37 protein-coding genes are annotated in these 26,911 nt (G+C 69.8%); all 37 read right to left on the bottom strand.

Annotated features, from left to right (window positions below; all coding sequences use genetic code 11):
- Positions 1 to 8: 8 nt before the first annotated feature.
- Positions 9 to 2,738, bottom strand: a complete 2,730-nt coding sequence (locus ACFWFI_RS09750; protein WP_387387532.1) for a hypothetical protein — start codon at positions 2,736 to 2,738, stop codon at positions 9 to 11.
- On the bottom strand, positions 2,738 to 5,668 hold the full coding sequence (locus ACFWFI_RS09745; protein ID WP_387387531.1) for a phage tail tape measure protein: 2,931 nt from the start codon (positions 5,666 to 5,668) through the stop codon (positions 2,738 to 2,740). Before ACFWFI_RS09745 ends, ACFWFI_RS09750 begins: the two co-directional genes overlap by 1 nt.
- 147 nt (positions 5,669 to 5,815) lie before the next feature.
- Positions 5,816 to 6,232, bottom strand: coding sequence for a hypothetical protein (locus ACFWFI_RS09740; RefSeq protein WP_387387529.1), 417 nt, complete (start codon positions 6,230 to 6,232; stop codon positions 5,816 to 5,818).
- 7 nt (positions 6,233 to 6,239) lie between these two features.
- Positions 6,240 to 6,749 (bottom strand): hypothetical protein, encoded by a 510-nt coding sequence (locus tag ACFWFI_RS09735; protein WP_387387528.1) that lies wholly within the window; start codon positions 6,747 to 6,749, stop codon positions 6,240 to 6,242.
- Positions 6,749 to 7,159 carry a hypothetical protein gene (locus ACFWFI_RS09730; protein ID WP_387387527.1) on the bottom strand — a complete coding sequence of 137 codons (411 nt, stop codon included), beginning with the start codon at positions 7,157 to 7,159 and terminating at the stop codon, positions 6,749 to 6,751. Before ACFWFI_RS09730 ends, ACFWFI_RS09735 begins: the two co-directional genes overlap by 1 nt.
- Positions 7,160 to 7,165: 6 nt before the next feature.
- Positions 7,166 to 7,897, bottom strand: a complete 732-nt coding sequence (locus tag ACFWFI_RS09725) for a hypothetical protein (protein ID WP_387387526.1) — start codon at positions 7,895 to 7,897, stop codon at positions 7,166 to 7,168.
- A gap of 2 nt (positions 7,898 to 7,899) precedes the next feature.
- Positions 7,900 to 8,337, bottom strand: coding sequence for a hypothetical protein (locus tag ACFWFI_RS09720; RefSeq protein WP_387387524.1), 438 nt, complete (start codon positions 8,335 to 8,337; stop codon positions 7,900 to 7,902).
- Between the two features lie 14 nt (positions 8,338 to 8,351).
- Positions 8,352 to 8,939 (bottom strand): phage gp6-like head-tail connector protein, encoded by a 588-nt coding sequence (locus tag ACFWFI_RS09715; RefSeq protein ID WP_387387522.1) that lies wholly within the window; start codon positions 8,937 to 8,939, stop codon positions 8,352 to 8,354.
- 4 nt (positions 8,940 to 8,943) lie between these two features.
- Complete coding sequence (locus ACFWFI_RS09710; RefSeq protein WP_387387521.1) at positions 8,944 to 9,252, bottom strand: hypothetical protein; 309 nt, start codon at positions 9,250 to 9,252, stop codon at positions 8,944 to 8,946.
- Positions 9,253 to 9,311: 59 nt separating this feature from the next.
- Positions 9,312 to 10,577 (bottom strand): phage major capsid protein, encoded by a 1,266-nt coding sequence (locus ACFWFI_RS09705; RefSeq protein WP_387387520.1) that lies wholly within the window; start codon positions 10,575 to 10,577, stop codon positions 9,312 to 9,314.
- 89 nt (positions 10,578 to 10,666) lie between these two features.
- A complete protein-coding gene (locus ACFWFI_RS09700; protein ID WP_387387519.1) occupies positions 10,667 to 11,344 on the bottom strand; it encodes an HK97 family phage prohead protease in 678 nt (225 codons plus the stop codon).
- Entirely contained in the window at positions 11,341 to 12,537 is a 1,197-nt protein-coding gene (locus ACFWFI_RS09695) for a phage portal protein (RefSeq protein WP_387387518.1), read from the bottom strand. Before ACFWFI_RS09695 ends, ACFWFI_RS09700 begins: the two co-directional genes overlap by 4 nt.
- A gap of 10 nt (positions 12,538 to 12,547) precedes the next feature.
- Positions 12,548 to 14,107, bottom strand: a complete 1,560-nt coding sequence (locus ACFWFI_RS09690) for a terminase large subunit domain-containing protein (RefSeq protein WP_387387516.1) — start codon at positions 14,105 to 14,107, stop codon at positions 12,548 to 12,550.
- Positions 14,076 to 14,660, bottom strand: a complete 585-nt coding sequence (locus tag ACFWFI_RS09685) for a helix-turn-helix domain-containing protein (RefSeq protein ID WP_387387515.1) — start codon at positions 14,658 to 14,660, stop codon at positions 14,076 to 14,078. The genes ACFWFI_RS09690 and ACFWFI_RS09685 overlap by 32 nt, the downstream gene beginning before the upstream one ends.
- A gap of 153 nt (positions 14,661 to 14,813) precedes the next feature.
- Entirely contained in the window at positions 14,814 to 15,044 is a 231-nt protein-coding gene (locus tag ACFWFI_RS09680) for a hypothetical protein (RefSeq protein WP_387387513.1), read from the bottom strand.
- The gene (locus ACFWFI_RS09675) at positions 15,041 to 15,316 is read right to left on the bottom strand and encodes a hypothetical protein (protein ID WP_387387511.1); all 276 of its coding nucleotides are present in this window, start codon (positions 15,314 to 15,316) and stop codon (positions 15,041 to 15,043) included. Before ACFWFI_RS09675 ends, ACFWFI_RS09680 begins: the two co-directional genes overlap by 4 nt.
- Positions 15,317 to 15,329: 13 nt before the next feature.
- The gene (locus tag ACFWFI_RS09670) at positions 15,330 to 15,608 is read right to left on the bottom strand and encodes an HNH endonuclease (RefSeq protein ID WP_387387509.1); all 279 of its coding nucleotides are present in this window, start codon (positions 15,606 to 15,608) and stop codon (positions 15,330 to 15,332) included.
- Between the two features lie 2 nt (positions 15,609 to 15,610).
- Complete coding sequence (locus tag ACFWFI_RS09665; protein ID WP_387387507.1) at positions 15,611 to 15,805, bottom strand: hypothetical protein; 195 nt, start codon at positions 15,803 to 15,805, stop codon at positions 15,611 to 15,613.
- A 122-nt stretch (positions 15,806 to 15,927) separates the two neighbouring features.
- The gene (locus ACFWFI_RS09660) at positions 15,928 to 16,119 is read right to left on the bottom strand and encodes a hypothetical protein (RefSeq protein WP_387387506.1); all 192 of its coding nucleotides are present in this window, start codon (positions 16,117 to 16,119) and stop codon (positions 15,928 to 15,930) included.
- 97 nt (positions 16,120 to 16,216) lie between these two features.
- Entirely contained in the window at positions 16,217 to 16,672 is a 456-nt protein-coding gene (locus ACFWFI_RS09655; RefSeq protein WP_387387505.1) for a DUF6221 family protein, read from the bottom strand.
- Positions 16,673 to 16,861: 189 nt separating this feature from the next.
- A complete protein-coding gene (locus ACFWFI_RS09650; protein ID WP_387387503.1) occupies positions 16,862 to 17,020 on the bottom strand; it encodes a hypothetical protein in 159 nt (52 codons plus the stop codon).
- Between the two features lie 87 nt (positions 17,021 to 17,107).
- Entirely contained in the window at positions 17,108 to 17,785 is a 678-nt protein-coding gene (locus ACFWFI_RS09645; protein ID WP_387387502.1) for a hypothetical protein, read from the bottom strand.
- Between the two features lie 2 nt (positions 17,786 to 17,787).
- Complete coding sequence (locus ACFWFI_RS09640) at positions 17,788 to 18,084, bottom strand: hypothetical protein (RefSeq protein WP_387387501.1); 297 nt, start codon at positions 18,082 to 18,084, stop codon at positions 17,788 to 17,790.
- Between the two features lie 11 nt (positions 18,085 to 18,095).
- Positions 18,096 to 18,260 (bottom strand): hypothetical protein, encoded by a 165-nt coding sequence (locus ACFWFI_RS09635; protein ID WP_387387500.1) that lies wholly within the window; start codon positions 18,258 to 18,260, stop codon positions 18,096 to 18,098.
- The gene (locus ACFWFI_RS09630; RefSeq protein ID WP_387387498.1) at positions 18,257 to 18,667 is read right to left on the bottom strand and encodes a hypothetical protein; all 411 of its coding nucleotides are present in this window, start codon (positions 18,665 to 18,667) and stop codon (positions 18,257 to 18,259) included. Before ACFWFI_RS09630 ends, ACFWFI_RS09635 begins: the two co-directional genes overlap by 4 nt.
- Entirely contained in the window at positions 18,664 to 18,888 is a 225-nt protein-coding gene (locus tag ACFWFI_RS09625) for a hypothetical protein (RefSeq protein ID WP_387387497.1), read from the bottom strand. Before ACFWFI_RS09625 ends, ACFWFI_RS09630 begins: the two co-directional genes overlap by 4 nt.
- Positions 18,885 to 19,160, bottom strand: a complete 276-nt coding sequence (locus ACFWFI_RS09620; protein ID WP_387387496.1) for a hypothetical protein — start codon at positions 19,158 to 19,160, stop codon at positions 18,885 to 18,887. The genes ACFWFI_RS09625 and ACFWFI_RS09620 overlap by 4 nt, the downstream gene beginning before the upstream one ends.
- Positions 19,157 to 19,351, bottom strand: coding sequence for a hypothetical protein (locus ACFWFI_RS09615; protein ID WP_387387495.1), 195 nt, complete (start codon positions 19,349 to 19,351; stop codon positions 19,157 to 19,159). The genes ACFWFI_RS09620 and ACFWFI_RS09615 overlap by 4 nt, the downstream gene beginning before the upstream one ends.
- A gap of 95 nt (positions 19,352 to 19,446) precedes the next feature.
- Positions 19,447 to 19,671: a hypothetical protein gene (locus ACFWFI_RS09610; RefSeq protein ID WP_387387493.1), complete on the bottom strand. Its 225-nt coding sequence runs from the start codon at positions 19,669 to 19,671 to the stop codon at positions 19,447 to 19,449.
- A 40-nt stretch (positions 19,672 to 19,711) separates the two neighbouring features.
- Entirely contained in the window at positions 19,712 to 20,347 is a 636-nt protein-coding gene (locus ACFWFI_RS09605) for a hypothetical protein (protein ID WP_387387491.1), read from the bottom strand.
- Between the two features lie 75 nt (positions 20,348 to 20,422).
- Positions 20,423 to 20,602 (bottom strand): hypothetical protein, encoded by a 180-nt coding sequence (locus tag ACFWFI_RS09600; RefSeq protein ID WP_387387490.1) that lies wholly within the window; start codon positions 20,600 to 20,602, stop codon positions 20,423 to 20,425.
- Positions 20,599 to 20,856 carry a hypothetical protein gene (locus ACFWFI_RS09595; RefSeq protein WP_387387488.1) on the bottom strand — a complete coding sequence of 86 codons (258 nt, stop codon included), beginning with the start codon at positions 20,854 to 20,856 and terminating at the stop codon, positions 20,599 to 20,601. Before ACFWFI_RS09595 ends, ACFWFI_RS09600 begins: the two co-directional genes overlap by 4 nt.
- Positions 20,856 to 20,987: a hypothetical protein gene (locus ACFWFI_RS09590; protein ID WP_387387487.1), complete on the bottom strand. Its 132-nt coding sequence runs from the start codon at positions 20,985 to 20,987 to the stop codon at positions 20,856 to 20,858. The genes ACFWFI_RS09595 and ACFWFI_RS09590 overlap by 1 nt, the downstream gene beginning before the upstream one ends.
- Positions 20,984 to 21,799 carry a hypothetical protein gene (locus ACFWFI_RS09585; protein ID WP_387387485.1) on the bottom strand — a complete coding sequence of 272 codons (816 nt, stop codon included), beginning with the start codon at positions 21,797 to 21,799 and terminating at the stop codon, positions 20,984 to 20,986. The genes ACFWFI_RS09590 and ACFWFI_RS09585 overlap by 4 nt, the downstream gene beginning before the upstream one ends.
- A gap of 70 nt (positions 21,800 to 21,869) precedes the next feature.
- Complete coding sequence (locus ACFWFI_RS09580) at positions 21,870 to 23,477, bottom strand: DEAD/DEAH box helicase (protein ID WP_387387484.1); 1,608 nt, start codon at positions 23,475 to 23,477, stop codon at positions 21,870 to 21,872.
- 338 nt (positions 23,478 to 23,815) lie between these two features.
- Complete coding sequence (locus ACFWFI_RS09575; RefSeq protein ID WP_387387483.1) at positions 23,816 to 26,671, bottom strand: DUF927 domain-containing protein; 2,856 nt, start codon at positions 26,669 to 26,671, stop codon at positions 23,816 to 23,818.
- Positions 26,668 to 26,911 (bottom strand): hypothetical protein (locus ACFWFI_RS09570; RefSeq protein ID WP_387387482.1); only part of this gene is annotated, 244 nt, incomplete at its 5' end. The genes ACFWFI_RS09575 and ACFWFI_RS09570, both read right to left, overlap by 4 nt.

Genomic DNA, 26,911 nt, shown 5'->3' with positions numbered 1-26,911 from the left:
TGGTCCTCCTACAGCGCGGCGCGCATCGGGTGCGTGAGGGACAACGCTTCTCCGGACGTCTGGGCTTTGACGATGCCGTTGACGGACCGGGTGACGGTGAATGTCTGCGGCGAGGCCGTGCCACTGATCGCGGTGACGGTGACTTCCTCGCCTCCGCACGTCACGGACAACGGGAACTCCGCCGGGCGGGTAGCGGTGGTGATCCACAGGGGGCCGGCCGTCACCGCGACGGACCACGAGGTGGCCGACGATGTCACCGCCGATGCCAGCTGGGAGCCGTCCGTGTCCGCCCGGCCGAGCACGGGATCCTCCACGATGCCCACTGTCCACGGGCCGGCCGGGGTGCAGTTCATGGCGAGGGTCCAGTCGAACTGGCCGAGGACCTCGGTGTACCCGCGCGCGTGCTGGTCGATCAGCCCGGGCGGCAGCCACGGGGGTAGGTGGGCGATGGTGAGCCGGTCGCCGATGTCCATCTCCAGGACGTCGTCGATGAGGTGTGGTGCCGCATGCAGCCACACCGTGATCGTCGGGTAGCGGGCCTCGTCCCACGTGCCCTGATGCACGCGCCATTCGGCGATCGGCTGCGGCTGCGCGTCGCTGTACAGGCTGAGCGTCTCGGACGTGTCGTAGGGGCCCACACCTGCAGGCGGGGGCTGTACCGACAGAGGCCCGTCCTCGAGCACCGCGCGCCCCGAGCTCCCTCCGGACCGGTTGATCGTGACGTCGTTGCGTAGCGTCTGGTCGTCCTCGACCGGTTCGAGCGGGGGCGGGACTTCTCCCTTCGCCTGGTAGTCGAGGGCCAGGGCGACGGGCTGGTTGTAGAGACTGGCCCGGTCCCGGTAGCGCAGGAACAGGGCGTCGCGGTCCTCGTAGAGGATCCCTCCGTCGGTGGCGGCCGCTTCCTCGAAGAGGGCCAGGAGTGTGCCCGGGCGCTGCGGGCCCATTCGCTCGGCGAGCGGGCTGCCCGTGGTGGCGACCGTGATCTGCCGTGACTCCTCGGACGCGAGCCGTCGGAGCCGGGTGAGCGCTGTCTCCCCGGAGAAGCCGTGGTCAGCCAGGCTGTATGCGTCGGTCAGGGCCATGGGGAGGACGGCGAGGTGCCCCAGTTTCAGCCCGGTCACCGATGCTCCGATGGTGGTGTCGATCTGGGTGACCCGGCCGGTGGTGCCCGAGTAGGAGGATGTGATGCCTCCGGCCTCGCCGCCGATGTTGACCCAGGACAGACGCCAGGTGACGGTCCCGCCGGCCTCCGAGGCGTAGAAGTAGAGCCGCTGCCAGCCGACAAAAACATCGGGGCCGATGGCTACGCCCTGGTCGACGAGCAGGGAACCATCGGCCCCGTACCCCCGGATGCTGGCACTGCTGGCCCGCTGGATGATCTCCCACCGGCGGACCGTGCCGGAGGCGAGCCACGACAGGAAAATGCCATCCGAAACCGGGGCGGTGTCGACGCTGTAGACCATGTGAATGGACCACTCGGTGGCTGTCCCTGCCGGGGCCGGGACGGTGCCGACCATGCGCGCCCCAGGGTCCACATCCGGGAGCGCCGAGGACCCGGCCAGGCTGTCGTCCTGCCCGAATTGCCAGCCGCCCGTCAGCGCGAGCGGGTTGACTCCTGCGATCGGCGAGTAGGCCTGCACCGCGCCGTCCTCGTCCTCCATCGGCCAGTAAGCGAGCGGGCTGTAGGAGGGCACGCGGCGGCGCAGCGTGGATGCCAGGGCTTTCTGTCCCTGGCCGAGGCGGCGGGTTACGCCGGCGGCCTCGACCGGCACCCAGACGTCCAGCCCGGACACGTCCCACCGGGGCGGCCAGGACGAGATCTCACCGGTGAACCGGTACGCGCGGTCGCTGATCGTGGCGGCCGGGCCGACGGTCCAGGCGCGGCCGGCGCTGTCGGTCCAGCCGGTGGCGCCCTCGGCCAGGGCGCGAACGTCGGGGGACGCCACGACGGTGCCGTTGATGCCGTTGCGGACCTCGGCCCGGTGCACCCGGCCGGGCAGAGAGGTGGAGGAGTTGACGGACGGCGGGGCGATCTCCAGCGGCGCCGTCGAGTTGTAAATGCTCGTCACCCCGGCCGCGCTGAGCGGGTCCCCGATCTGCGTCCACGGTCCGGCCAGGGACGTGGCCCAGTAGAAGACAGCAGTGAATCCGCCGCTGCCGTTGTTGACGTCCAGGGCGGCCCTGAGTGCCGCACGCCGGGGCAGTGCGGGCAGCGGCTGCGACGCGAAAAATGTCGTCGCGGGGCCTCCGTCCGTGGACCACCACAGGGCCAGGACCCCAGACTGCAGCCGCAGCATGTAGCTGCGTTGGTTGGTCGGGCTGGTGTACTTCCCGATCAGCGGCCGGGTCGCCAGGGCGTACCAGTCGGCAGTGGCCTCGACCCGCAGGTCGAGGTCCCCGGTGATGTCCAGGGCCGCAGCGTCCGGTGTGCGGGCGTAGGACGACGTGGTGCCCTGCAGTTGCAGGTAGGACTCGGGCCCCTCGACCGACACCCGCACCGGGGTGTTCCTGCCGATCTTCCCGTAGTGCGGGGACATCGGGTTCCGCGGGGAGTATTTCCCGAGCTTGTTGTTCAGGGTGAGCGAGCACCCCGAGGGCTCCGAGCTGGACGCCTCGTCGGCGGACCCGCGGGTGATGGTGATCGGATCGCGGGTGTAGACGTCCGCGGTGATGTCTGTCCACGTGCCGCCGATCTGCAGCTCTGTCCGCACGTCCAGAGGTGTCTGTGGGAACACCATCAGGTGCCCTCCTTTCCGTAGCCGAACGTCTTCTGCACCGAGCCCCGGCCGTCCTTGCGGACGATGCCGCGGATGAAGCGCTTTGCCTCTTCCGGGCCCGCGAACTCGATCCGGACGGTGGTCTGTCCGCCCCCCGCCGTGAGGAGAGGAGCGGCCGCACGAGGCGCCATGGAAACGCCGGCCATCGGTGCGGATGGTGGGCGGACGGTCTCTGCCATGGCCCGGTCCAGGGGCGCCTGGCCGTCCGCCATGCCCTCCATGATTCCGGCGGGGATCATCGAGCCCACCTCGTCCGCCATCAGACGCGACGGGCTGTGGATCCCCAAGGCCTTCTTGATGCTGGACGCCATGGACTTGGCCAGGGACGCCATCTGCTTCTCGATGGCCTTCTGCTGAGATTTGAGCCCCTTCACCAGGCCCTGCGCCGCCTGGATCCCCGCCCCGTACATGGCGTTCCCGGCGGTCGCACCGGCCTGCCCGGCGGCCCCGACGAGGGCGCCCTGGGTGGCGTTGATCTGCTGCACCTGTGCAGAGGAAGCGACGGCGAGCGCGGCCGCAGCACCGGCGCCCTGCTCCACGCCGGCCTGAGCGATCTGCGCAATGAGGTCGCTGCGCACACCCTTCTTCCGGAGCGCGGCCAGCTGAGAGGCGAACTGCTTCGCCTGCATCATCTTCTGCTGCAGCGTGTCCAGGATCGTCTGGGCAGTGACTGCCCCTCCGGTCGTGTTGGAGGTGATGTTCGCGCTGTCCAGGACGCCTTTCTGCACGTCTGCGGCCAGCTTGTCGCGGGCCGCGATCTGGTCCGCCAACGACTTTGTCGCCGTCTTCATGCGGGCGGCCAGCGTCACCTCCCGATTGGCGAGCGTGACCAGCTGCTTCGAGCCGGTGCTGATCGATTTCAGCGCCGCGGTGCGCTTCTTCCCGGGGGCCATGCTGTCCCGGACGATGTCTGCCAGTTTCAGGGCGGCGGAGCGGACCTGCTTCGCCGACCCCATGAGGCCGACGGCCAGCCCCTTGGCGATCCACCGGCCTTGCGCCGCGGTCACCTTCGAGGGGCTGGCGATTCCCAGCGCCTTCGCGATCGGCCCCGGAATGATCGACTTGGCGAAGCTGGTCAGCTTCCCGGCGAGCCAGCCACCCATGCCCTGGATGCCCTGCCACAGGCCCTGGACGACGTTCTTACCCTTGTCGACCAGGAGCGACGTGAGGTTCCCGACGGCGCGGGTCAGCCGTCCGGGCAGGCCGCTCACGTAGCCAATGAGCCCAGTGACCTTGGTGGCGACGCCCCTTTTCAAGGCGTCCCATTTCTGCAGGGCGCTGGAGATGAACCCGCCGACCGTGTTGACGATCGAGACGCCAATGCCCTTGATCTTGCCCCAGATCCAGTCCCAGACAGCGGCCGTCGTGGACTTGATGAGGTCCCACTTGGCGATGATCAGGATGACGAGGCCGACGATGAGCGCGATGACCCAGCCGATGGGGCCCATAGCGATCAGCCACTGCGCGGCCATCACAGCAGCCCAGATGACGGCGCGGGCGGCCATCATCAGGAACTGGGCGGCGGCGGTGATCCCTGCTCGGACCACGGCGGCGATCCACGTGCCGATCCCGACGAGGGCGCTGCCCACCCATGCGGCGGCGGTCGTCGCGGCGGACACGGTCGAGGTGATCGCGATGCGGGCCATGGCCATGACTCCGACCGCCATCATGCGGGTCCACCCGGCAACCGCCCGCCACGTCGCGGAGTTCATGACGTTCGTGGCCACGGTCGCGATGGCGCTGTACGTGGCGTAGATCTTTTGCGCGACGCTGACGGCCATGATGATCCCGGCCAGGCCGCCCAGGGTGTAGACCAGCGGGACGACGGCCCCCTGGTTGGCCATGCCGAAGTCGATGAACGCAGCGCCGACGTCTGCCAGTTTGGTCAGGGCGCTGTTCTTGAACTTCTCCAGGGTGTGGCTGGAGCTGTTCTCCACGCGGTCGACGAGGCCCTGTGTGGATCCGGCCGCATCGTCCAGTCCGATTGCGGCGAATCCGCCGGCCTTTCCGAGGCCGAGCAGGGACGTCTTGGCGTCCTCACCGGGCCCGCCCATCAGGGCGGCGGACAGGCGGGTGGCGTCGGTCTGGTTCTTCACCTTGGACAGGGCCACGACGATCTGGTCGAACGCCTGGGTGCCCTTGCCCTGGTTGACCAGGGACTGAATCTTGTTGACGTCCAGGCCCAACTTTTTGAGCGGGGCAGCGACGGCCTTGCTGTCGGCGATGCGGAGGTTGAACTCCTTCACCGCGTCGCCGAGTTTGTCGATCTCGAACAGCGGGTTCTTCGCCGCTTCGGTGAGCGCACCCATCATCTGCGGGCCGGTCACGCCGAGCTCGTCGAAGAATGAGGCGTACTCGTTGACCATGGCGGGGATCTCGGCCGCCATGTTCGCCGGGAGCTTCGACGCGGCGGCAGTGATCAGGTCGAATGCCTCGGTGCCGTCAGCCGCGAGACCGGCTTTCATCAGGGTGCCCGCGGCCTGTGTCGCCTCGTTCACGTCGTAGTCGAACGTGTCGGAGAGGACCTTGGCCTTGGTGGTCAGGTCCTGCAGCTCGGCGCTGCCGACGTCGCCGACATCGACCATCGAGGTGGCCACCCCGCGCAGGGCGAGGGCCACCTCGTCGACGGATGGGGCGAACCCGTCGGCGAACACGGCGCCGGTCACCCCTCCGATGCGGGCGGCCTCAGCAGCGTTCAGGTTCAGCTGGTTGGCCAGCTTCGCGTTGGCCCCGTCCATGTTCAGGGAAGTGGCCACCCCGACGCCGAGGGCCGCCCCGATGCCAGCGCCGATCGTTGCCGACGCGGCCCCCATCCGTTCGCCCATCCGCTCGACGACACCGGACGCGTTGTCCCGGGCCACCAGGTTGAACACCAGCGACGTGTCAGCCACGGCTCACCCCTCTTCACTTGTTGGCCTCTTCGGTGGCCTTCTCGTAGGCGTCCAACCAGCCCAGGAGCGCGTCGGTCTCCTCAACCGTCATCAGCCCCCACTGCCAGGGCTTGACGCCGAGCAGGTGGGCCGCGTTGCCGAGTTGGGCTACTCGGCGATCGGCAGCCGGGCTTTTCCCTCGGCTGCGGCCTCGGTGTCGTCGAAGGCGTCCTCGAGGTTCTTGTCGATCGCGGCCAGCGCGGCAGCCAGCTCGTCCCCGTGCATCGATTCCAGGATGTTCTCCCTGATCGATTCGAACTCTTGCCTGGAGTACTCCAGCTTGAGCTCGTCCCACCCGAAGTCGACGTCCTCGAACCTCGTCTTGGGGTGGTCTCGCCGCAGGTAGGTGAACAGCAGCGCGCGCCGGCAGAGGCTGTTGCCCTGCAGGACGTCCTGTGTGAACTGGGCGAAGTTCCGGCCGGTGCGGCGCTCGATGTCCTCCCGCTCCACGGACATCAGCTTCTTGAAGTCGTAGCGCCAGCGGGTCGGCTTCTCTTCGCCCTCACGCTGCAGGACCAGGTACATGGGGTTCCTATCCGGCCCGCGCCGCCAGGCGTCGGGCCATGTCTTCCATCGCTTCGTGGACCGCGGCCCGGTAGGCGGCTGCGTCATTGGTGAAGCTGTCGTCGAACCAGCCGGGTTTCCCGGTCTGGGTGCGCCACGGTTCGTGGCCGTAGGTGAGGGTCCGCCATCCGCCGTTGCGCCGGTTGATGCGCTTCGGGGCGTTCGGGAAGCGGCGCAGCGCCGGCGTCTTGAACGCCTTCACGCGGGCGCCGGACCATCGGCCGCCCAGCTTGACCTCGGGGCGGATTTTTTTGGCGACCGCGTTGCGCAGGGACGGGCCGGTGCTCATGCCTGCCGATCCCATCGCCATGATGGAACTCTTCGCTTCGGCGGCCCCGGGGCGTAGCGCGTTGCGCATGTTCGCGGCCAGCTCCTTGCGCAGCTGCTTCCCGTCGGCCTCCTGCCGGATGGCCCGCACAAGTGCGTCCAGGCCCTCGTGGGTGATCTGCAGGTCGAACGGGGGGCCGGTGGAGGCCATCAGGCGGTCGCGCGGACCACGGCCCCCGACGTCGGGTAGCCGACGGACACCGACGCTTCGTCGCCGACGGATCCCTCAATCGGGTTCCACCCGTTGACCAGGACGGACCCGGTCCACTCGGGGTTGGATGTGCTCTTCGGGGCACTGTCGAGGCGGACCACGAAGGGGACCACCGTGCCGAGCAGGGGCCACATGATGCTGTCGATCTTCGTGGCGGCCACGTCCTGCAGGAACTCCAGACCGAGCTCACCACTCTTGAGCCCGCCGAGGACTTCCTTCCAGCCGAGGCTGGCGTAGGTCGTGACGTCCTTGTCCTCGACCTCGACCGTCACCTCCGCCTTGCGGGCGTAGCTGCTGAGGTCGTTACCGCCGATGCTGACGAACGCCGCCAGCAGAACCATCTTTGCCATGGTCAATCACCTGATTCCGAGAGAGACAGCGAACATGAACGAGGGCGTCGTGCCAGTGATGGTCCAGCCGACGCGGTAGTAGGCGTCCGTGATCGCGGCGCCGTTGCCGCGCAGGATCTGCCCGCCGGCCGCCGAGGCCGCAGCGAACGTCAGCCGCGTCGTCGGCGTGGTGAGCGTGGCGTCACCGGACTCGATGCGGACCGTGATCGACGGGGTGGTCCCCGTCGCCGACAGAACGTGCAGCGCGGTGTACAGCCGTTTCCCGGCCGGGATGGCGCCGAGGTTCAGGATGGTGCCGGTGCCGGTCGTGGTTCGCGCGGTGCCGGGCGGGTGCCCGATCTGCCCGCGCACCAGCGGCCACGACGACTTGACCGTCCCCGCCCACGGGGCAATCTCCCCGACGGCGTCGCCAACCTTGTAGTCGGCGCGCATCCCGGACGTGATGTACGCCAGGGCACCGACCACGGAATCCGTCGGGCACACGGTGTACGGTCCGACGCCGCCAAGGTTGGTCCAGGAGGAGTTGTCGACCATGGACGGGTCGCCCGCCTCCCACTGGCCCTCTGCGGAGATCTCGGCCGATCCGAGGCCGCCGAGGACTTCCTTCCAGCCGCCGGAGCGGTAGTTCGTGGCGTCCTTGTCCTCGATCTCCGAGGTGAGTTCGATCTTGTTGGAGGCGCCGGACAGGTCGGCGCCCGGTGCAAACAGGCGGGTGTCGAGCAGCACGAACTTGCCCACGGCTACCCCTCTCCGATGATGTTGATGGTGAGCTGGCCGCCCAGGTAGGTGGTGCCCTGGTGCTCGTACCAGCGGTAGCCCTGCAGCCGCGTGACATGCAGGTCGTGGGCCAGGCCGCCCAGCGCGTCGTCGCCCGGTGCCCCGCGGGCCGCCTCGATGGCGGCCTTGAGCGACGCGGGCCCGGACCCGGACAGCAGGCCGTCCAGCAGCCGCTGGGAGGCCCGGTCGTCCGCAATCCCGACGAGGATCTGGCAGGTGAGTTCCACCTTGTCCAGGCCGCGGTTCATGGCGCGGTCGTAGTCGACGGTGTAGTCGGCGGTGAAGAACGACGGCACGGTCACGGCGTCAGGCACGTAACCGGTGCAGGTCAGCTTGGCAAGCCCGTCGGGCAGGACCACGTCGCGGGCTGCGTCGGCGATCGCCTCGCGCACTGCGGACATGTCCACGGAGCCTCCTATCCGAAGCCAGGGAGGATGAAGTGCTCGATGAGGGCCCACACGTCCGGGTCCCGCCGGGACAGGCGGACCACACCCCACTCCGCTGACCCGGTCACGCCTTCCGGGGAGTCCTTGCGGCGGAAGAGGCGGGCGGCCTGGATGAGGGTTGCCTGCTCGATCTCGTCGGGAACGGCCGGCCATCCCCACTGTGCGGTGACCTGCACCCGTTGGGTGCCCCAGCCGCCAGCGGCGAGCAGCAGCCCGGTGATGGGGCGTCCGCGCGCCAGCGCGTTGTCGGGGGTCGTCTCCACGCTGGTGACGGGCGTCCAGGCGCCGGGCGTACCGGTTGAGGTGACCAGCCCGGTGGCAGTGCCGATGTCATCGACGTTCAGCACCTCGCCGACGTCGTCCCACAGGGTCCGTCCGGCGGTCCGGTAGACGCGGGCGCTGGGCGTCTCGTCGAGCCAGAAGCGGCGGCCCGTGGCGGTGTCGATGCCACGGGACGCCGCGGCCAGTGCACGGTCGAGCAGCGCGTCCCGGGTGGTGTCGGCGGTCTCGATGCTTAGCGCGTCCTTGAGCGCGGCCCGGTCTGCGTACTCGTGCACCGGGCTACTCCTTGGTGGGCTTCGTGGCCGCCGTCTTGCGGGCCGTGGTCGACCGCTTCTCGGCGGTGTCCGGTGCGGTCGCGGTCTCAACCGGCGGGACCTGGTCGTCGGTGTTGCCGTCCGGGTCCTCACCCTTACTGCGGTCGTCCGGGCCCTCGTTCTCGGGCTCCTCCTCTGCGTGGACCTCCTCGGCGATGCCGGAGGCGACGAGGTGCTGGGCCTCTCCGGTGGGGATGTCCGCGATCTCGCCGCGCGCCGGCCACTCCTCGCCGTTGCGGGTGCCGCTGATGGTCTGCTTCATACGGATGCGCATGTCTGTCCTTCCTGGACGAGAGAGGCCCCGGCCCACGGCGTGCGGGCCGGGGCAGGGGATCAGCTCGCGCCGCCGGCGAAGTACTTCACCGCGCCGGAGGTGTCGACCTGGTCGCCGTCGCCGCGCAGGATCGCCCGGTAGGTGATCAGGTCGTTCTGGAACGCGAAGTCGTCGCTTCGCTCGAACCGGAGGGACTCGACCTGCCGCACGAAGTACGTGCTGAAGTCGCCGAACAGGATGCTCTTCGCCGACAGTGCGACGGCCGGCATGTTCGGGTCGGTGTAGAGCGGCTTGCCCAGGATCGAGTCCGGGGTTCCGGCCTGGAGGCCGGGCTGCCACAGGTAGTTGCCCTGTCCCGCGCCGCCGCTGTTGTCCTTGAGCTTGCGGACCGAGGCGACCGTGGCGTCGCGCATCATCCACCCGCACGACGCGCTGTTCCGGTACGGGCCGATGACCGAGTAGAAGAGGTCGATCAGCTCGTCTCCGGACACGGCGCCCGCCGCACCGGTCGCACCGGTCTTGCCGAGGGTGGCGGCGGTGAGGACGCCGTTGGGCTGGGACGAGCCGGTGCCGGTGGCAAGGTGCGCGCCGAACCCGTTTCCGAGCGCCCGCCCGGCCTGGGCGGACAGGTAGCCCAGGAGGTCGACGGCGGTGTCGTTGGCCAGCTCGTGTGACACCTGCAGGGTGAAGCCGTACTTGTAGGCGTCCAGGGGCACTTGCCCGAACGTGGGCTCGTTCGTCGGGAGCGGGCCTGCCTCGGCGACGATGCCCGCGCTGGAGGAGTGCGCGGTGGTCTTCGGGATCTGCATCTGCTCGCCGGTCGCCGTGCGCAGCACTGTGGGCCCGGCGGCCAGGACACCGGACACCTCGATCATGTGCTGGACGAGCCGGTTGTAGAAGCTGATCGGGACGGTGTTCGCGCCAGCCGCCGCAGAGAGCTTGGACAGCGCGCGGGCGTCCAGCGGCAGGGGGCTGTCGGGGCGGACGTCGTAGGACCGGGACCCGGCCTGTCCGGTCAGCCACGCGCGAACCTTCTCGACCTCGCCCTTCTCCGCCTGGTGGCGTGCCTCGGGTACGGGCTCCCTGTCGAGCAGGGAACGGAAGGCCTCGTCGGCGTCCTTGGTCCGCTGCTCGGCGTCAGCCATCTCCTTGGCCCGGGCGTCGATCGCGTCGAGGTCCGTGTTCAGCCGCTGGTAGGTCTGCTCTTCCTCGGCGGTCAGGTTGGCCTGGTCGCCGCCGCGCGCCTCGGCCTTGTCGAGGAGCTCCTTGGTCTGCTCCCAGATGTTGGCCCTGCGCTCCTTGAGGCGGGTGATGTACTCGGTCACTGTGGCCCTCCCGGGCATGACGACGACACCCGCAGCCGATTGGCCGGGGTGTCTGGTGGATGGGGTGTGGAGGTGGGTGTCGCCCTGCCTCAGAAGGTGCGGCGCCGGTTGAGCTCGGCGCGCCGCTGCCGTAGCGCCAGCGGCGGGTGGGTGTCGCCCTGCCCGCCGGGTGCCAAGTCGATGGTGATGCTGCTCTTCGGGCGGGCCAGGAAACGGGCAAGGTCTCCGGCGTCGGCGGCGGCCCGCACCTCGGCGAGCTCGGCGCCGGCCTGCTCGGCCAGCGACCGCAGCCCGGTCGAGGTGTCCATGTACGCGGGGCTGTTGACTGGGGCGACGTCGACGAGCGCGCCGGAGATCAGGGTCCGTAGCGGGAACCCTTCGGGGGTGGCGGACCAGTCGTCCTCAAAGGTGCGGAACGCGAAGCTGGAGCGGCGGACGTCACCGCGGCGGACCAGCTCCATGACGTCCTCGCGCGAGGCGGGCACGTCGGTCTCGTAGTCCAGGCCGGTCCCGTCCACGACCAGGCGCAGGGTGCCTGCGTCGGTCGTGCCGATCAGCCGGTTGTCGTCGTGGTTGTAGCGGGCCATGACCTCGGGCCAGCCGTCGCCCTCGGACTTGGTGAAGAACCCGGGGTCGAGCCGCTCGACGAATCCGCCGAGGTTGCGGGACAGGGTGTTGAACTTCGCCGCGTACCCGCCGATCTTCCGGGTGTCGCTCGCGCGGACCTCGACCAGGCCGCGGGTGAACCGGCGCTCTGCGTCGCTCATGACACGCCCTCCTGGGCTCGTTGTGCCGCCGGGGCGGCGGCCGTGGTCTTGGGTACGAAGGCGGTGCCGCCAGCGCCGGGGGGCAGCGGTGACAGGTTCTCCAGGGCCCGGACACCGTCACGGTTCTGCCAGCCCTGGTCCAGCGCCATGCCGTGTGCGGTGTACCGCTCGATGACGGAGGTGCGCAGCATGGCGTCGACGTTGAACCGCACGAACTCCCGGCCAGGCATCAACCGGGTGAACGCACCTTCGAGACGGACCAGCCAGGGGCGCAGCGTCGTGTTGATCAGGTCGAGGCTGTTCATCTCCACCGTGGAGTACGTCAGCGACCCGCCGGCCAGACCGCCCACCTTCTCCGGGGGCACGCCGTAGATCGCTGCGATCTGTGAGGCGTTGAGCCGCATCGACTCGATGAACTGCGACTCCTCCGGGCTGACCTTCAGCGCCTCGAAATCCCAGTCATTCCCGATGACCAGTGGCTTACGGGACCGCATGCGCGAGGCGAGCCGGTTGGAGATCTCCTCCGACTCGTCCGGCCCGACTGTCTTCCCGCTGTTCTTCAGCACGGCGGGCGGGGTGCCCCCGTTGGTGAACCAGCTGCGGCCGTACTCGGTGACCACCAGGCCGGCGCCGATGGTCTGCGCGAACAGCGCCACCGGGGACAGACCCACGACCTTGCCCGGAAGGGCAACCCACGGGATGTGCACGATCCGGTCCGACTCCACGACCCGGCCCTGCCAGTAGTAGACCGGCTTCACCGGGTTCTCTTCGTCGACCCAGACGTCGTCCGGGTTGAGCCACTCCACCATCGTCGGCAACCCCAGCTGGTCCCGCTGGGTGATCAGCCCGTAGGCGTTGCCCCGCAGCGCCATGGACAGCACGCACTTGTGGAGCCACAGGAACAGGTCGCCCTGCACGTCCGGCTTCCAGAAAAGATCAGGCACGTAGCTGATCGGCTGCCGGTCCGCGCCGTCGCGACGGAACAGCTGCAGCGGCAGCGACGCCACGTTGTCCGCGATCAGCCGCACCGACGCGAACACCGGGATCAATGCCAGGGCGCGCGTCGCTGACACCTGGTCCCCGGCGCCCGGGCCGCCGGAACCCCACGGCACCGAGGTGATGGCGCGGACCGTGGCTTGTCCCAGGCGTCGGAACGGCGAGGTGATCGCCCGAGCCCATCGCGGCATCGGCATACCAGCCTCCTCACATCGGGACACTGCCCAACAGGTCGTAGTCGTCCAGGACCGCGGGCCCCTTGGCCAGCAGCGCCCAGCGGGCCAGGGTCACCGCGACGAACGGGGAAACGTCCGTCAGGGACTTGGTGCGGTCCAGCGCCCAGGCGTCGCCAACCTTGCGGGTACGGGCGCCGTTCACCGCTGCCGTGAGCGGGGCCTGCTCGAGGTGGCGCACCTTGCCCTGCTTCATCGCGTCGGCCATCTGCCCGCACGCCTCGGTCACGTCGTTGGTCCGGAGCACGACGAGGTGCCCGCGGTGCGGCTTGTCCTTGTCCTCCGGCGCCTTGATCCCGGCCTTCACCAGGTCGTCGATCAGAGACCCGGCAGGGGCCCCGGATGAGGCGATGGCCACGACGAGCGGATTGCGCTTCGCCTTCAGCCGCACCAGCGCGGGCACCACCCAGTCCGTGCCCGCGCGGCGGTCCACCATCTCCACGTGGACCAGCCCGTCCCCGCGCACCGACGCCACCCCGATCGAGGAGTGGTTGCGGTCCTGCGACACGTCGACGGCGAACGCCACATCGGCGCCGGCCGTGGACTGCTCGTCGGCCAGGCCCGGCCACTTCAGCTTCGGCACGTTCGGGTCCGTTGGCGGTGTCGCCTTCCGCGTGCGGTTGAGGTAGGCCCGGTCGAACTCGGCCGGGTCCATCTTCTCCAGCTCGGCACGGATGATGTCCTCGGTGACCGTGTGCCCGAGCGCGGGGAGTGTCGCCCGCCAGGTCGCCGGATCGTCCCGGGGCATATCCGGGGGCGCATACCACTCGAAGTACGCGACGCTAGGGCGCTCTCCTGTCGCCCACAGGCGCTCGATGTGCTCGCGGCCGGCCTGGCGCTTCTTGTTCAGCCACACGGACTTCTCCGTGCCGCCTGCCGAGGCCCACCACAGTTGCGCCATAGCCCGGGTCAGCATCGCCGGGCTGAAAGCCTGCTCCAGGCGGTCGTCATCGTGCGCGAACGCCTCGTCGATGAACCCCATATCCAGCGGCGGGCCGTGCCCAGCTTTCTCCGTATTCGAGGTGATACCCATCCTCGACCGGGTCGCCGACCAGATGATCGCCTCGTTGCCGTTGCTCTTCCGGATGCGGGCCCGCTTCGCCAGCACGGAACTGGCGATCTTCTCCCAGAACTCATCCTCCCAGCGCGTCCGCGCCATGCCCCGGGTCTGCGCTGCGTAGATGATGTTCTGTCGCGGCCACGCCATCCCGCGGTGGCACTGGGCACCGAGGCAGAGCTCCGTCTTGCCCTGCTGCCGGGACACGGAGAGTCCCACTTCGCGGTGGGCAAAGAGCCCCGTTGCTGGGTCGATCTCGAGCGCCACGTCGGATACGTACTTCTGCCACGGCATCGGCGGTGCGCCGAGCGCGGCCATGACCTTCCACATCTTCGGGCCGAGACTGGGGAACTCCGGCCGGCGGGGGGTACCCCAACGGGGTGGGCACGTCAGCCCGTACAGGTCCAGGCACTGCGCGGCGAACTCCGGCGGTGGCGCCCACGTGTCAGACGGCTCCGAGGTCGCCGAGGTCGTCATCGTCGTCATCGTCCCCGGCCCGCCCCTCCACCAGCGCGGCCACCGTGGCACGCAACTCCCGCGCCAAGTTGGGGAGGATCCGCGGATCGTTCGGCACCTGCACCGTGGCCCCGCACTCCTCGCACGCCACCGGCCGCATCCCGTCCATCTGCCGGGCCAGCCGGAACGCCACTGCTGCGTGCGTCGGCTCCATGTCCTGCAGGTCGCCCAGCGCCTCGATGTCGTCGGCCAGCGCCGCTTCGACCGGCCCTGGGTCATCGGACCGGCCCTGGACCACAGCTACGGCCACCACAGGGGCGGGCACCTCGGCGTGGGGCAGCAGCGCGCTGACGCTCACCTGCAGCACGTCGGCCACGGCCACCAGGTCGTCGATGTCGATGCGTCGGGTGCCTGCCTCCATGCGGCTGACGATCGGCTGCGACACCGGGCGGCCGGCCAGGGCCAGGCGCTCGGCCAGGGCTTGCTGGTCCCACCCGCGGGCTTCCCGCAGCCGGGCAATCGCCTGGCCTGCGTGGACGCCTGCTTCGCCGATCTCCAGGGGCCTGGCTGCCATGGCATACCTCCCGCCGGGTCGGTCTCAGGGATCGCATACGGGCTGGTCAGGGCCGGGGGGAGAAAAATAAAAGCTGGGCGCGGGGCTGGGATGATGATCTCCCAAAAAATCCGGCCCGCTCCGAGCCTCTGACCTGCGACGATGCGGGTCCGATCAGGTGCCGCCGTGGTCTCTGGTGAGGTCGGCGAAGCTGGGCAGGTCTCCGGGCGGTACCCAACCGGTGGCCCACCCGCAGTTGCACGCGACGAGGGCGAGCCCGGTACTGCGGTGCTCCGCCCAGCGATCGCCTGTGGTCGCATCGCGCGGCCCGGGGCGTGTCTCGGTCTGCGTGCGGATGGTGAGGCGGTGCTCAAGGACCCACGGCCCCGCGGCTGTGCTGCTCATGCGTCTCCTCGGCCGATCAGTGCCGGGTCGGTGTAGGCGTCGACGAGGTCACGGGTGGGCAGAGGCTGTAGCCCGGCTGCGGCAGCGTCGTAGCCAGCGAGGGCCTCGCCTTCGACGGTGGCCTCATGCACGACGAGGCCGAGTTCGAGCGTCGGCAGTCCGTCGATGCCGGCTTCGAGGGTGAGGCCCCGGACACAGTGGCTGATGTCCTGGTCGTTCACGAGGATGGTGCCGGTTGGGCCGTTCAAGCTGATGCGCGTACTGCGCTGCATGCGTCCTCCTGGGTCAGGCGTACCAGTCACGCGAGGTGTTGAGCCGTGGGGCGGCTGCCTTCGCGCCCTTGGTGCCGTTGCAGTTCCTGCCGCAGGTGGGGCAGCGTTTGACTCCGTGGGCGGGTGCCCAGTTGTCGCGGTCTCGGGGGTCGGCTCCGGCTGCGACGGGGGTGACGTGGTCGATGACGTCGGCGGCCGGGTGGCCGCAGATGTGGCAGACGTCGTTGGCGGCGAGGAACGAGGCGCGGCCCTTGCGGTAGTCGTAGGCGGTGAGGTCCCGGCGGCCGGCCACGGCTAGTCCCGCGGGGGAAGCGGCCTGCTTCGTGCGACGGCGGGCGCAGCGGCTTCCGGGGTGGCGACGACCAGGCCGGGGTGTCGTACCAGGGCGTGCGAAGCGTCCCGGACCAGCTCGTCGGCCTCATCGCGGTGGAGGCCTCCGTCGATGAGCTCCTGGCGGAAGGCGAGCAGCTGCTGAGCGGTGGTGGCCATGGTGTCTCCCTGTGGTGGCCGGGCATGACGAAGGCCCCGTCCGTGGGGGCGGGGCCTGGGCTGTCGGCGGTGTGCGGGCACGCCGAACCTGGGGTCAGTGTTACAGGCGGTTAGAGCGCTGGTCAAGCTGCGTTGGTGTGCGTCGTGCTGGCCTTCTGTTCGACGAGGTGTACGGCGGCGTCCAGGTCGATGAGGACGCGGCCTTCGGCGTCGTAGCCGTGGTGGGTGAGGTGGCCGCGGTGGACCCAGATGCGGAGGGTGGCCGGCCGGGTGCCGGTGCGGACAGCGGCTGCGTAGATGTCGACGATCGGCATGTGCCCATTGTGGCGTGGGCGAGCCCCGCTCCCCAGGTGATTGGGGGCGGGGCTCGGTCCTCAGAATGAGGCTACTTCCAGGGAGTGACAGGCGAGGCTACGGCCGCCAGTCGTCCCGGTAGCCGGGGTGGTTGGCGTAAGGCAGGGCGAGCAGGCGCAGCGTGGTGCAGGGGTAGTACGGCCCGTCGCCCGTCAAGGTGCAGGACATGCAGACGTCGCCGTCCACGTACTCCTGTGTTCCTGGCGCGTGCAGGTCGAGCAGCCGCCGCTTGGCGTTGACCTCGGCGAGGACGCGGGCCGGGTCGTGGCGGGCAACATGCTCGGCCAGGTCGCCCGGGTCGCGCTTAACGTAGATCCGCTCCCAGCCGAGTGCGCCGTCCCCGCCGACGTTGACCGCGGTTACAGACTCGCCGGACCCCGACGCGTAGCTCAAGTGCCGAGGGCCGCGGGCTTCCCAATTCTGCTGATGGTCAGGCCATGCCCGCGCGGCTTGTTCGTCTTCGTCGAGGCGGTCGCGGAGGAACTGCGCCAGGTCGTCCATGGGGTCCATCATCCCTTCTTCGCCGTGCCGTTGCTGGCCTTCTCGTCGGCGCGCTTCTGCTGGGACTGCTCGTTGCGGCGGGCGAGGTCGCCGATGCTGATCTGCTTCTCCAGTGCCATGATGCGGGTCCTGTCTCGTGGTTGGGGATGGGGCCCGGGGCGGCCGGTCGCCTGGCAGTGATGCGGCCGCCCACGGGTGTGCTCAGTGGCCTGCGTCGTCTTCGTCGGCCGCCGCGTACAGGTCTTCGAGCGCCTTCGCGGCGCCCTGGGCCTCGGATGAGCCGGGGCCGTAGTCGTGGGCGGCCTGCCCCATTACGGCGATGGCGTCAGCGGTGCGGTCGAGGAATTCGGGGTCACGCATGGGGTCCTCCTGGGTGTGCGGTCCGGACTGCCCGGCTCCCCTCACCGCCCCTCTCACACGGGCGGATCGGGCAGCTCTGGCAGACCTCTACGGGCGGTCTACGGGCTGCTCTACAGCCTCTTCCGGCTGGTCTACAGCCCCTTCTGTATCCGTCTGACCTGCGTCTACATCCTCGGAAGGGGTGTCTACGGGGGCGGGGGAGAGGAGGGCCTTGATATCGGTGGCCTTGATGCCGCTGCGGCCGGTGACGGCGCCGATGCGGAGGCTCTTGGTGACGGTCACGTGGCAGTGGTTGAGGAGGGCCCGGAGCCGGGCGTCGTCGAGGTGCGCGGCAGCCGGGCGAGCCTGGAAGGCGGCGTACAGCTCGGCAAGGTGGATGCCGGGCCGGTCGCCGATGAGGTGCTGGATGCCGACGAGGAACCGGCGCTGCAACTCCTCTTCGGTGAGGGGGACAGGTCGCCCGGCCCGCCAGGCGCTGATTACCCAGCCGCCGGCCGCGATGGCGAGCAGTCGTGGCTCCTCGTTCGCGGCGCGCCACGCCATGAGGGCTCCGGCGGCCAGGCCGGTGGCCCGGGCCGCGACCACGTTCGGCTGCTTGGGGTGGTCGACGGCGATGGCCCAGGCCTTGAGGCTTGCCCACTTCGCGAGGTGCCCGCGGGCCAGGCGCCTCGGGTGGATGCGCTGTGCTGCCCACCGGGGCCGCCCGGTCCCGAACTCGGGGACGGGCGGCAGTTCGAGGGTGTCGGCCTCGGACTCGGTGGTCACTGTCAGGCGTTGCTGGCGAAGGTGGCGATCATCTGGGCGACCGAAGCGAAGAGCTGGCTGACCATGGCCCCGATTTGGGTGCCGGACATGGCCAGGCCGAGGCCGACGCAGACGAAGCCGGGGGCGAGGTGGAGCTTCTTGGTCTTGTCGCCGTGCTTGAACATCCACCAGGCGATTCCGCCGAGGCCGATGATGAGCAGGACGCTGATGGGGACGGATCCGCCTCCGCCGACGGCGGCCGGTGCGGCGATGGTGTGCTGGCTGGCGGTGTCGATGGCGGCGAGGAGCGACGTCTTCACGGTGTGGTCCTTCAGTACGAGAGGCCGACGATGGCGGCGGTGACGAGGAGGGCGGCCAGGACGGCGCGGGAGAGCAGGCGGTGGGCTCGGGACCCGTTGGGCAGCAGGGTCAGCAGGACGACCGCGCCGAGGCCGACGAAGAGGCCGTAGTAGCCGAGCGAGTGGTACGTGATCACGTGGCGCCGCCTTTCACCGGGCGGAGCTGGTCGGTGGCGCCCGTCGTGGCGCTCGGGTAGTACTCGGCAAACTGGGCGGCGCACTCGGTGAGCTGAGCCACGGTGGCGCACAGTTCGGCGTGCCAGCGCAGGGCCGTCTCATCGTCCGCGACGGTGTAGGCAGGCTTCGCCTCTTCTACGGCCTGAGCGGCGGCGCTCAGCTCTCGCATGGCCGTCTCAGTCTGCGCGCGCCGGTGCGCCACGCGCTGCGCGAATGTCTCAGCTGGCGCGTCGCACGCTTCGAGGTCGCGGCGCACCGTGTCCTTGCTGATGCCCATCTGCGCTGCGATGGCGCGGTTTGATGCGCCACCCTGCGCCAGCTGGCGCACATTCGCGCGCCGCTGCGCCAGGGTGAGTGTTCCAGTCATCGGCCGGCCTCTTTGTCGAGGGCGGCGACCAGCTGGCGGAGCTGCATCTCCAGGCCCACGGCGGCGCGAATCATCTCGTCGCGGTCGTGCAGGTTCGCGATGGCCTTCTCATCGAGGACCGCGCGGGCGTGCCGGAGGGCGACCTCGACGGACGGGACGTAGCTGCGGGCGTCCGTCTCCGGGTCGTGGAGCGGGGTGTACGAGGTGGTCTCGGTGTTCATCCGGCGCTCACCCCCTGCTCGATGAGCCGGAGGAGCGCGGCGTACTCGCCGCGGGTCTGGCCGGGGCGGACACGGGGTGCGGCGGCGAGCAGGTTCTGCTCGGCGGTGAACGCAGCTTCGGTGGGTCCGTGCAGTTCCTCGGAGAGGACGAGGGCGCGGCCGCGGCGGATCTCGTCGCGCATCTCGGCGTTCGGTCGCTGGGTCTCCAGGGTCTCGGCGAGTTGGCCGAGGAGGAGCAGGGTGTCGTCGCTGAGGACGAGGGGCGTCGTCATCGGGCACCGCCGGTGGGGCGGATGCTGCCGGTGACGCCGGCATCGGTGACGCGCACAGTGGTGGTGCGGCCGGCGTGGCGGCGGATGATGCCGACGGCGATCGGGCGCCGGTCGGACGGGGTGCTGCTGGGCGCAGCGGGCATGCGAAGATGCCGAAGGTCCATGACGAGGTCTCCACTCGTTGTGGGCAAGTGCCGGAGCGTTGACCCGCTCCGGAGCGTTGGGGTCGGGTGACGCGGCCGCCCTGGGTGTTCCACCACCCGGGAGCTGTCGCCCGGCCCCTCTCCTATGTGGTTGTCGAGCCCGTGGGCCCGTTCTTCTTGATCGCCGCGTCAACGGCGTTCCAGCTTTTCCCGAGTTCCCTGGCCACATCGGCCACGGTCCCGAGCTCGGCTACGCCGTCGAGCAGGGCGAGCGCTCTTCGTTTGGCGGACTCGGACACGAGGATCTGCAGCTGTTCCACCAGCTGGTCCTCCCCGCGGACCCGGTCCCGCCATGGGATCGCGTTCACAGGGAGGACACTATCTAAGCCAGGGTTAGACGTCAAGCGTCTACGCCGCAGCGTCCTGGTCGACGAGCACCTTCAGCCCCACCCACGTCGCCGGCGGATACGTCATCCGGCACCAGGAGCACGTCACCACCCGCTCGCCCGGCCCGAGTCGCAGCACCGCGCCGCAGACCCCGCCATCGTCGAACTGGGCCGGGCACTTGCCCACGCGGATTCCCTGCTCGGTCGGGGCAGCCGGACGGATGATCGAAGACACCGACCGGGCCAACTCCCTGACCTCCGTGGCGAAATCCCCAGCCTCCGACCACGACACGGCGATCCATGGCAGGTGCCCCAGCAGTTCGCCGACCGCCCGGTCGACGCGGCCCTCGGGGTTCCCGGTGTGCGGCTGCTCGGGCCGACCACGCTCGTGGCGGACGGCGTCGACCCAGGACTCCAGCAGGGAAGCCATGCCACCGGGGCCGCGGATGTCGAGGACGTCGAGGGTGACGGGGATGGGCGCCGGGCCTCCCTTCCCGGACCGGCCCTGCCCGACGCTGACCGATGGGGTGAGCAGCGGAGCAAGACCTCGGTACAGCGTCGGCAGGGCTTGCAGCCGGACGTGGGTCGACTTGGTGCAGCCGGGGCAGAGGTAGCCGCCCATGGCGTCGTGCTGGGTGCAGAGCTGGCAGAGGTCCACGATGGCTCCTGGTGCGATGGGGCTGGGTTGGGCTGGGGTGGCCGCCCGGGTGTGGGGGTCCGGGCGGCCTGTGGTTCAGCGGGTCGGGTAGTGGTGCCGGATGATTTGCTGCTCTAGCTCGTCGAGCCGAGCGTGGACGGTCTCGATCCCTTGGTGCAGCTGGTCGAGTTCGGCCGGCAGGATGACGCCGCGTCGGGCGCGGTCGACGAGGTGGAGCAGCAGCTGCTCGCGGGTGAGGGGGCGGGCTTCGTTCACCGGGTCACGTCCTTTCCGTCCCACCAGGACCGTGATTCGGTGCCCTTCTGCTTGGCGTCGCGGTGCGGGTAGGTGTGGCTGGGGCTGCGCTGGCAGGTGTGTTCGTCGAAGCGGTCGCCGCAAGTAGTGGCGCGCTGCTTGAGGTACGCCTTGAACTCGCTAACTGCCTGCTGGTCCCCGGGGCTGAGGTGAACGTTCGGGTTGTTGCCGCAGCGAGGCCCGACCGTGGCTCCCTCTTCGTGGTGGCGGGTCATCAGCGGGTCCCCTTCCGGGAGGTCCTGGTGGGCTTTCGCCGCTCGTCCCAGCGGGCGAGGATCCATGAGGCGGTGAGGCTGGCGGCGGCGATGGCCCACCAGAGGGCGGTTCGGGTCAGGTATTCGCTCACAGGGTCGGCTCCTCGGTGTCCCGCACGTAGCCGTAGGCCTTGCCCATGTCCCAGAACCGGCACTCGGGGATGGGGTCCACTCCGAGGCGCACGATCTGCTTGCGGGTTGCGTCGCAGGCCTTGCAGCTGACGAGGTGCTGGCCGTCGCTGGTGGGGTCGGGTTCGAGGACCGGACGGTGCTGCTCGCAGAGTTCGACGAGGATTCGAGGCGGCTGCGGGGTCGGCTCCTCGGCCGGGGCGGGGGTGGGCTGCTGCGCTTCGGCGGCCAGGCGGCGGAGCTCGTCCTCGATGAGTCGTGCGCCACGGACTGCGCCTGCGTGGTCGGCAGAGTCGCGCGGTGTCCGGCGAAGGAAAGCTGCGGCCTCCAGCCAAGCGGCGGCCCGGCCCTCTGGCTGGCCAGCGCGGCGCAGCAGTTCGTCGAGAGCACCGGCTGTGCCGGGGTAGCCCTTCGCGACGATGAAGTTGCGGAGCAGCACGGACGGCATCTCTACCTCGCACGTCGCCCCGCAGTACTGGTGATCACCCGCCGCGTGCAGCCGCTCGGCCTCCTCCCGGTCCGTGCGCTCCCCGTCGGCCTCGGGCTGCCCGGCCGCCTCACGGATCGCCTTGACGACCCGCTCCACGTCGTCGAGCCGGACGTACACAATCGGCTCCGGGTCCGAGGCTTCCTCGTTGAGCACGATGCCGAGAGCCACGACAGGGACAGTGCCCGTGTAGGTGGACGCGGTGACGGGGGCGATGCCCAGCGTGTGGCCGTAAGCCTCGGTCGGATCGACGTAGCGGTACATCTCAGCTGCGGGGTCGGTGGTCACGGTGTGTCTCCGGTGTGTGTGGTGGGATGCTGGGCGGTGGGGCCGGGCCTGGTATGAACAGGCCCGGCCTTCACGCGACAGAGGCGAGCAGGGAATCAAAAACCGAGGTGGCGTGCGCCGTGTCGATCAGGTCCGCGACCTCGCCAGCCGTGGCCTGCTTCGGTACTGCGATGCCTCGGCGGCGGCACAGGCCGAGCTGGCGGGGACTGGGCTTGCCCGCACGCCAGCGGGCACCGCGGCTGACGAACGCTTCCGGGGCGAGGACTCGGGCCTGCTGTTCCAGCCACGCCAGCGCGTCTCCGAGCGGGCGGGCGATGTCCTCGCGCGGCAGCTGGACACCGCCGTTCGCAGTCCAGCGGCGCATCCGGTACAGCCGGTCGCCGGGGTCGCGGTCCAGGAACAGGAGCATCGAAGAGGACGCGCGGATGAACCAGGTCCCGGAGGGGGTGCGCAGCCAGCAGATGGACGAGCCACCGAAGAGGCTGATCTCCTCGGCCTTGATCTGCGCGGCCAGTGCGCGGCGCTTCTCCGTGGCCTGGTGCGCCTCAGCGACCTGCCGCAGGCTCCGGCCCTCCTCGGCCTGCCCGATCTCCCGCTCGGTGAGGTCGACCATCGACGCCAGCTTGTGGCGGCTTGCGGCGCCCATGACGTCGAGCAGCAGGGCGTCCTTCTTGCCGGGGGCCGGGCGGAGGCCGCGGCCGACCATCTGCACGTAGAGGCCGGGGCTCTTGGTCGGGCGGGCCACTACGACGCATGACGTCTTGGGGGCGTCGAACCCCTCGGTCAAGACCTGGCAGTTGGTGAGCACCTGCACGTCGCCTGCCTCGTACCGGGCCAGAGTGGCGCGGCGCTCGTCCCGGCCCATGTCGCCCCAGACGGCGGCCGCGCTGATGCCGGCCGCCTGCAGCGAGGCGGCGGCGCCCTGCGCGGTGGCTACGGTCGGGGTGAAGACGACGCCCGGCCGGTCCGCCGCGTGGTCGACGTATGCCTTGGCGATGGCGTCCAAGGCGCCGGAGTCCTCCAGCGCCTTGCCGAGCTGGCCGTCGATCAGGTCGCCGCCGCGCGTCTTCACTCGGTCGAGGTTCAGGGTGTCGACGGTGATGGACTTGCCGCGGATGTCGCAGAGGTAGCCGTCGCTGATCATGTCGAGGATGTCCATGCGGAAGACCACGTCCGCCCAGACCTCGGCCAGGCCGCCGTCGGTGCGGGTCATTGTCGCCGTGAAACCTGCCACGGGTACGCCGTCCCAGGCGCCGAAGTGCCTAAGCACCTCCATGTAGGTGGGGGCGGCGGCGTGGTGGCACTCGTCCACGATGATCAGCCCGATGTCGCGGATTGCCTCACGGCGTCGCGGAACGGCCAGGGTCTGGACGCTGGCCACGATCACGTCAGCGTCGTGGTGGTCGTCGCGGGCGGCCTTGACGATGCCGACGCGTAGCAGCGGGTCGACGGTCAGGAGCTTGGAAGCAGCCTGCTCGAGCAACTCCTCCCGGTGGGCGATGACGAGGACGCGTCGACCGCCGAGGCTGTCGAGCATTTGGTGGGCCAGCGTGCTGAACACGACGGTTTTGCCGGCGCCGGTGGGGAGGACGACGGCCAGACGGTTCGTTCCGCTGGCCCATCCCTTGCGCAGCGCCTCGATGGCGTCGAGCTGGTAGGGGCGGGGGGTGAAGGACATGGGGCACCTCGATTCGGTGGAGGGAAGAGAGGGGCGGTACGCACTGCGTACCGGCTGCGTACCGGCTGCGTACCAGGGAAAAAGCGGCTTTGACCTGCTGTTATCTCTCTCAAGAGACCTAGTGGTACGCAGGTACGCAGAAACAGACAGGGGTCTATGTGTGCGCACCCGCACACGCGCACCCGCATGCGCACACGCACGCGCACCCACGTCCGAGCGGTGCCATTTCCTGGCGAGCGCGTACCGCCCGGAATGCGGCCCGGGATATACGCCTGACCTGCGAAGACGTGACTGCCGGGGTGGTACGCACTCAGTGCGTACCACCCGCTCGGCGGCCCTCATGCCGCCTCGTCCTGCTCGCCGAAGGCGATGCCCTCGGGCGTGAACGCCAGGCACTTGGCTCGTGCGCCGTCGAACCGCTTGGGCACGAGGTGCGCCGGCCGCTGGCTTTTCAGCGTCTCCAGGTACCCGGCGTCGACCCAGCTGCCGACAACGGCGTCGAGGCTGTAGCCCGCCTCGGCCAGGATCTTGCGGACCCGCTCGGGCAGCAGAGCGACCTTGACGACGCCTGTGGCTTTGTCCAGTGAGCTGACGCCCAGCCACCCGGAGAAGGGGGGGCGCTCTCCCATCGCAGCCCGGGTGGTGGTGTAGAGCTCGTGGGCGTGGCCGGCCACGTACTCCCGCAGGACGTCCATGGCCATCTCGGGCCGGTTGTCGGTGCGGTTGTGGGCGGTGAAGAGGCCCCGCCATACGTCGTGGCCGAGCGGTTCGTAGGGCAGCAGGCCCCGCCTGCACGCCAGGGTCTCGGCGAGCACGAGGGCGGCAACCATCGGGGCGCGCCGGTTGGTCATGTCGCCGTCGCCACGGAACTCGTCGATCAGGGAACGGTGGTGTTCTTTCAGCTTCTCTCGGCCCTTGGGCTGGGCCAGGCCGCTGAGGATGTAGCGCACGAACTCGGGTCCGGCGTGCCCGTGGTTGGCGAGGACGCCTTCGCGGGCGGCGGCGGCGGTCGGCCCACCGCCTTCGCCGAACGGGGCGATTGTCGTGCCGAGGATGCGGGCGGCGGCGCCCTGGCTGGTGGTGAAAGAAAGGGCCGGGCGCTCGCCGGAGGACAGGAGGATCGTCTCCCAGGGCAGCATGTTGCCGAAGGCGCCCCCGGACCGTGCTTTCCCGTGGTTCATCGGCAGCTGGTAGAGGACCTCGTCGATGAGGCTGTCGTCTGTGACGGCCATGGTCTCGTCGAAGACGGTGATGATTCCGCGGACCAGGTTCAGCCGCTTCTCGATCGCGTACAGCGTGGTGCGCCAGTTGGACATGGCGCTGGCGTGCTCGGACGGATCCGCCCACACGCTGAGTGCGCACTGCAGGGCGGTCGTCTTCCCCTTCGTGGACCGGCTGGAGATGTCGAGGGTGAACGAGTTCAGGCCGAGGGGGCGCAGCAGCGGGGCCGCGAGGGCGGCGGCCACTGCGACGCGCGGCACCGGGTAGTCCTCCAGCTTTCCGATCGTGCTCTGCCAGGCGTCGAGGCTGCCCTTCGGGGCGTGCGCGCGGGCCGGGCCTCGCTGCTCCTCGAAGGCCGTGTCGACCTTGATGCCCTCGGTTGGGGAGGAGATGAACGTGCCGTCGTCCTGCCAGCCCAGCCACCGGCCCAGCTGCTCGGACGGGATGCGGTGGACGTTTTCAGCCTCGAACTCGGCCAGCCACTTTTCGACGGCTCGGGCGTCCCCTTCGACTGCGGGCAGGCCGGCGGCGCCGAGGTGCTCGATGAGTTTCCGCCCGCGCTTAGCGGTCTCGCGGCTGACGATGCGGGAGATCCGGCGCGGGTGCCCGAGGCTCTTGTCGATCCACGAAAGCTCGACGTACTGGTCTCCCTCGGGGTCCTCGAACGTCGCAGTCACGACGAGGGGCGCGAAGGTGACCTTGTTCCAGCTCTCGCCGCTCTGGCTGAGCACCTCGACACCGATGTTCGTGACCCGGTAACCGAAGGGCGTCCGGACTGCGGCGGGTAGTCCGAAGGTGCTGTCGTATCCGAAGCTTTCCGGATCGCCTTGCTCCGTCGGGTGGGCTTCGGCAGGCGCTTCCTGAGCGGGCAGGTCAGGCGAGGACGCCGGTGCAGGCACGGTCGGAGCCATGCGTTGGGTGGCGCCTACCAGGGCGGGGCGGCGGTCTCCGTAGTTCAGGAGAGCCAGGGCGCGAGCGGCTGCCTTGTGGTCGCTGTTGTGGTTCAGCAGGGCGTAGGCACCGAACTTGCTGTACGGCACCTCTGCCTGGAACTCGGAGCCCGTGGCGAAGACGTAGAGCCGGTCGACTCCGCCTCGCCCGGTGGTGGCCTTCACTCCACCGACGCCGTCCGCCCAGCCCCAGCGCGTTTCAGTGCCACGGGTGTTGATGGGACGAAAGACGCCTTTGAGGACGTCTTTCCATTCGGCTCGCGCTTCGAAGTCATCGCCGGGCCGGAGGGATCCGTCAGGGCGGGGCGCAGCAGGGCGAGGTGCGGTCTTCGCGACGGTGGGCCGGGGCAGCTTGTCAGCCATGCGGCAGACGTCACGGATGGCGTCCATGGTGTCGGCGTCGATGACGGGGATGGTGTCTGGGCCGCCCGCCACCCGGAGGTAGGGCCTGCCCGTGGCGTGCACGGTTCCGCCCGAGGGCTCGACCAGGCCGTAGCCACCTTCACCGCGCGTCTCGACGAGGACACGGACGATGCGAGCGTCCGGCTTCTCGCGGAGCCGCTGCCGGTCGGTGTCGGTGTACTCGTCCTCACGGGCCAGGCGTGACGCCAGCTTGGTGTTACCCGGGACGTCACCACCCTCGACACGGATGCGGTAGTGCCGGCCGCCGGAGGGCGACTCTGTCACCCAGCCCCCGAGGATCGCGGCCCACGGTTTGCCGAGGCCGTTCGCCTCCATGTCTTCGGTGACGTCCTTGAGGACGCCTTCGCGGATGGCGACGCCCTCGAACTCGATCAGCTCGACGTTGCCCGATACAGCGCCGTACACGATGGCGATGCCGCGCGGCTTACTGCCGGTGAACCACTGGTCGTGCTCTTCCGAGCTGGTGCGCACGACCTTGTAGCGCATCCAGGAAACAGCGGGCATCTTGCTGCCGTCGGCCTTGATGGGGAGTACGCACAGCCCGGCGTCGTGGTACTCCCGGGCGGCGGCCCGCATGTCGGGGGTCTGCGCGTCGATCACTGGTGGGTCTCCTGGCGTGCGGGGCAGACGGCCCGGTGGGCATCGGGGGCAGTGGCGTTGAAGGCGGCGACGGCTGCCGCGCCGGTGACGATCTCGCTGCGGTAGTTGCAGGGGACGCACTCGTAGCGGGCACGGGGCGGGCGGTGTGTCTCTTCGGGGCCGCGGTCATTGCCGAAGTCCACGAAGAGGGCCGCGATCACGCGCCGGGGGGCCGGGGCCCGGCGGCCGGGGGTGTTGGCC

Source organism: Streptomyces sp. NPDC060209, assembly GCF_042728155.1.
Lineage (GTDB): Bacteria > Actinomycetota > Actinomycetes > Streptomycetales > Streptomycetaceae > Streptomyces.
The sequence above is the reverse complement of the archived record's forward strand: the minus strand, read 5'-3'. Positions and strand labels throughout refer to the sequence as shown.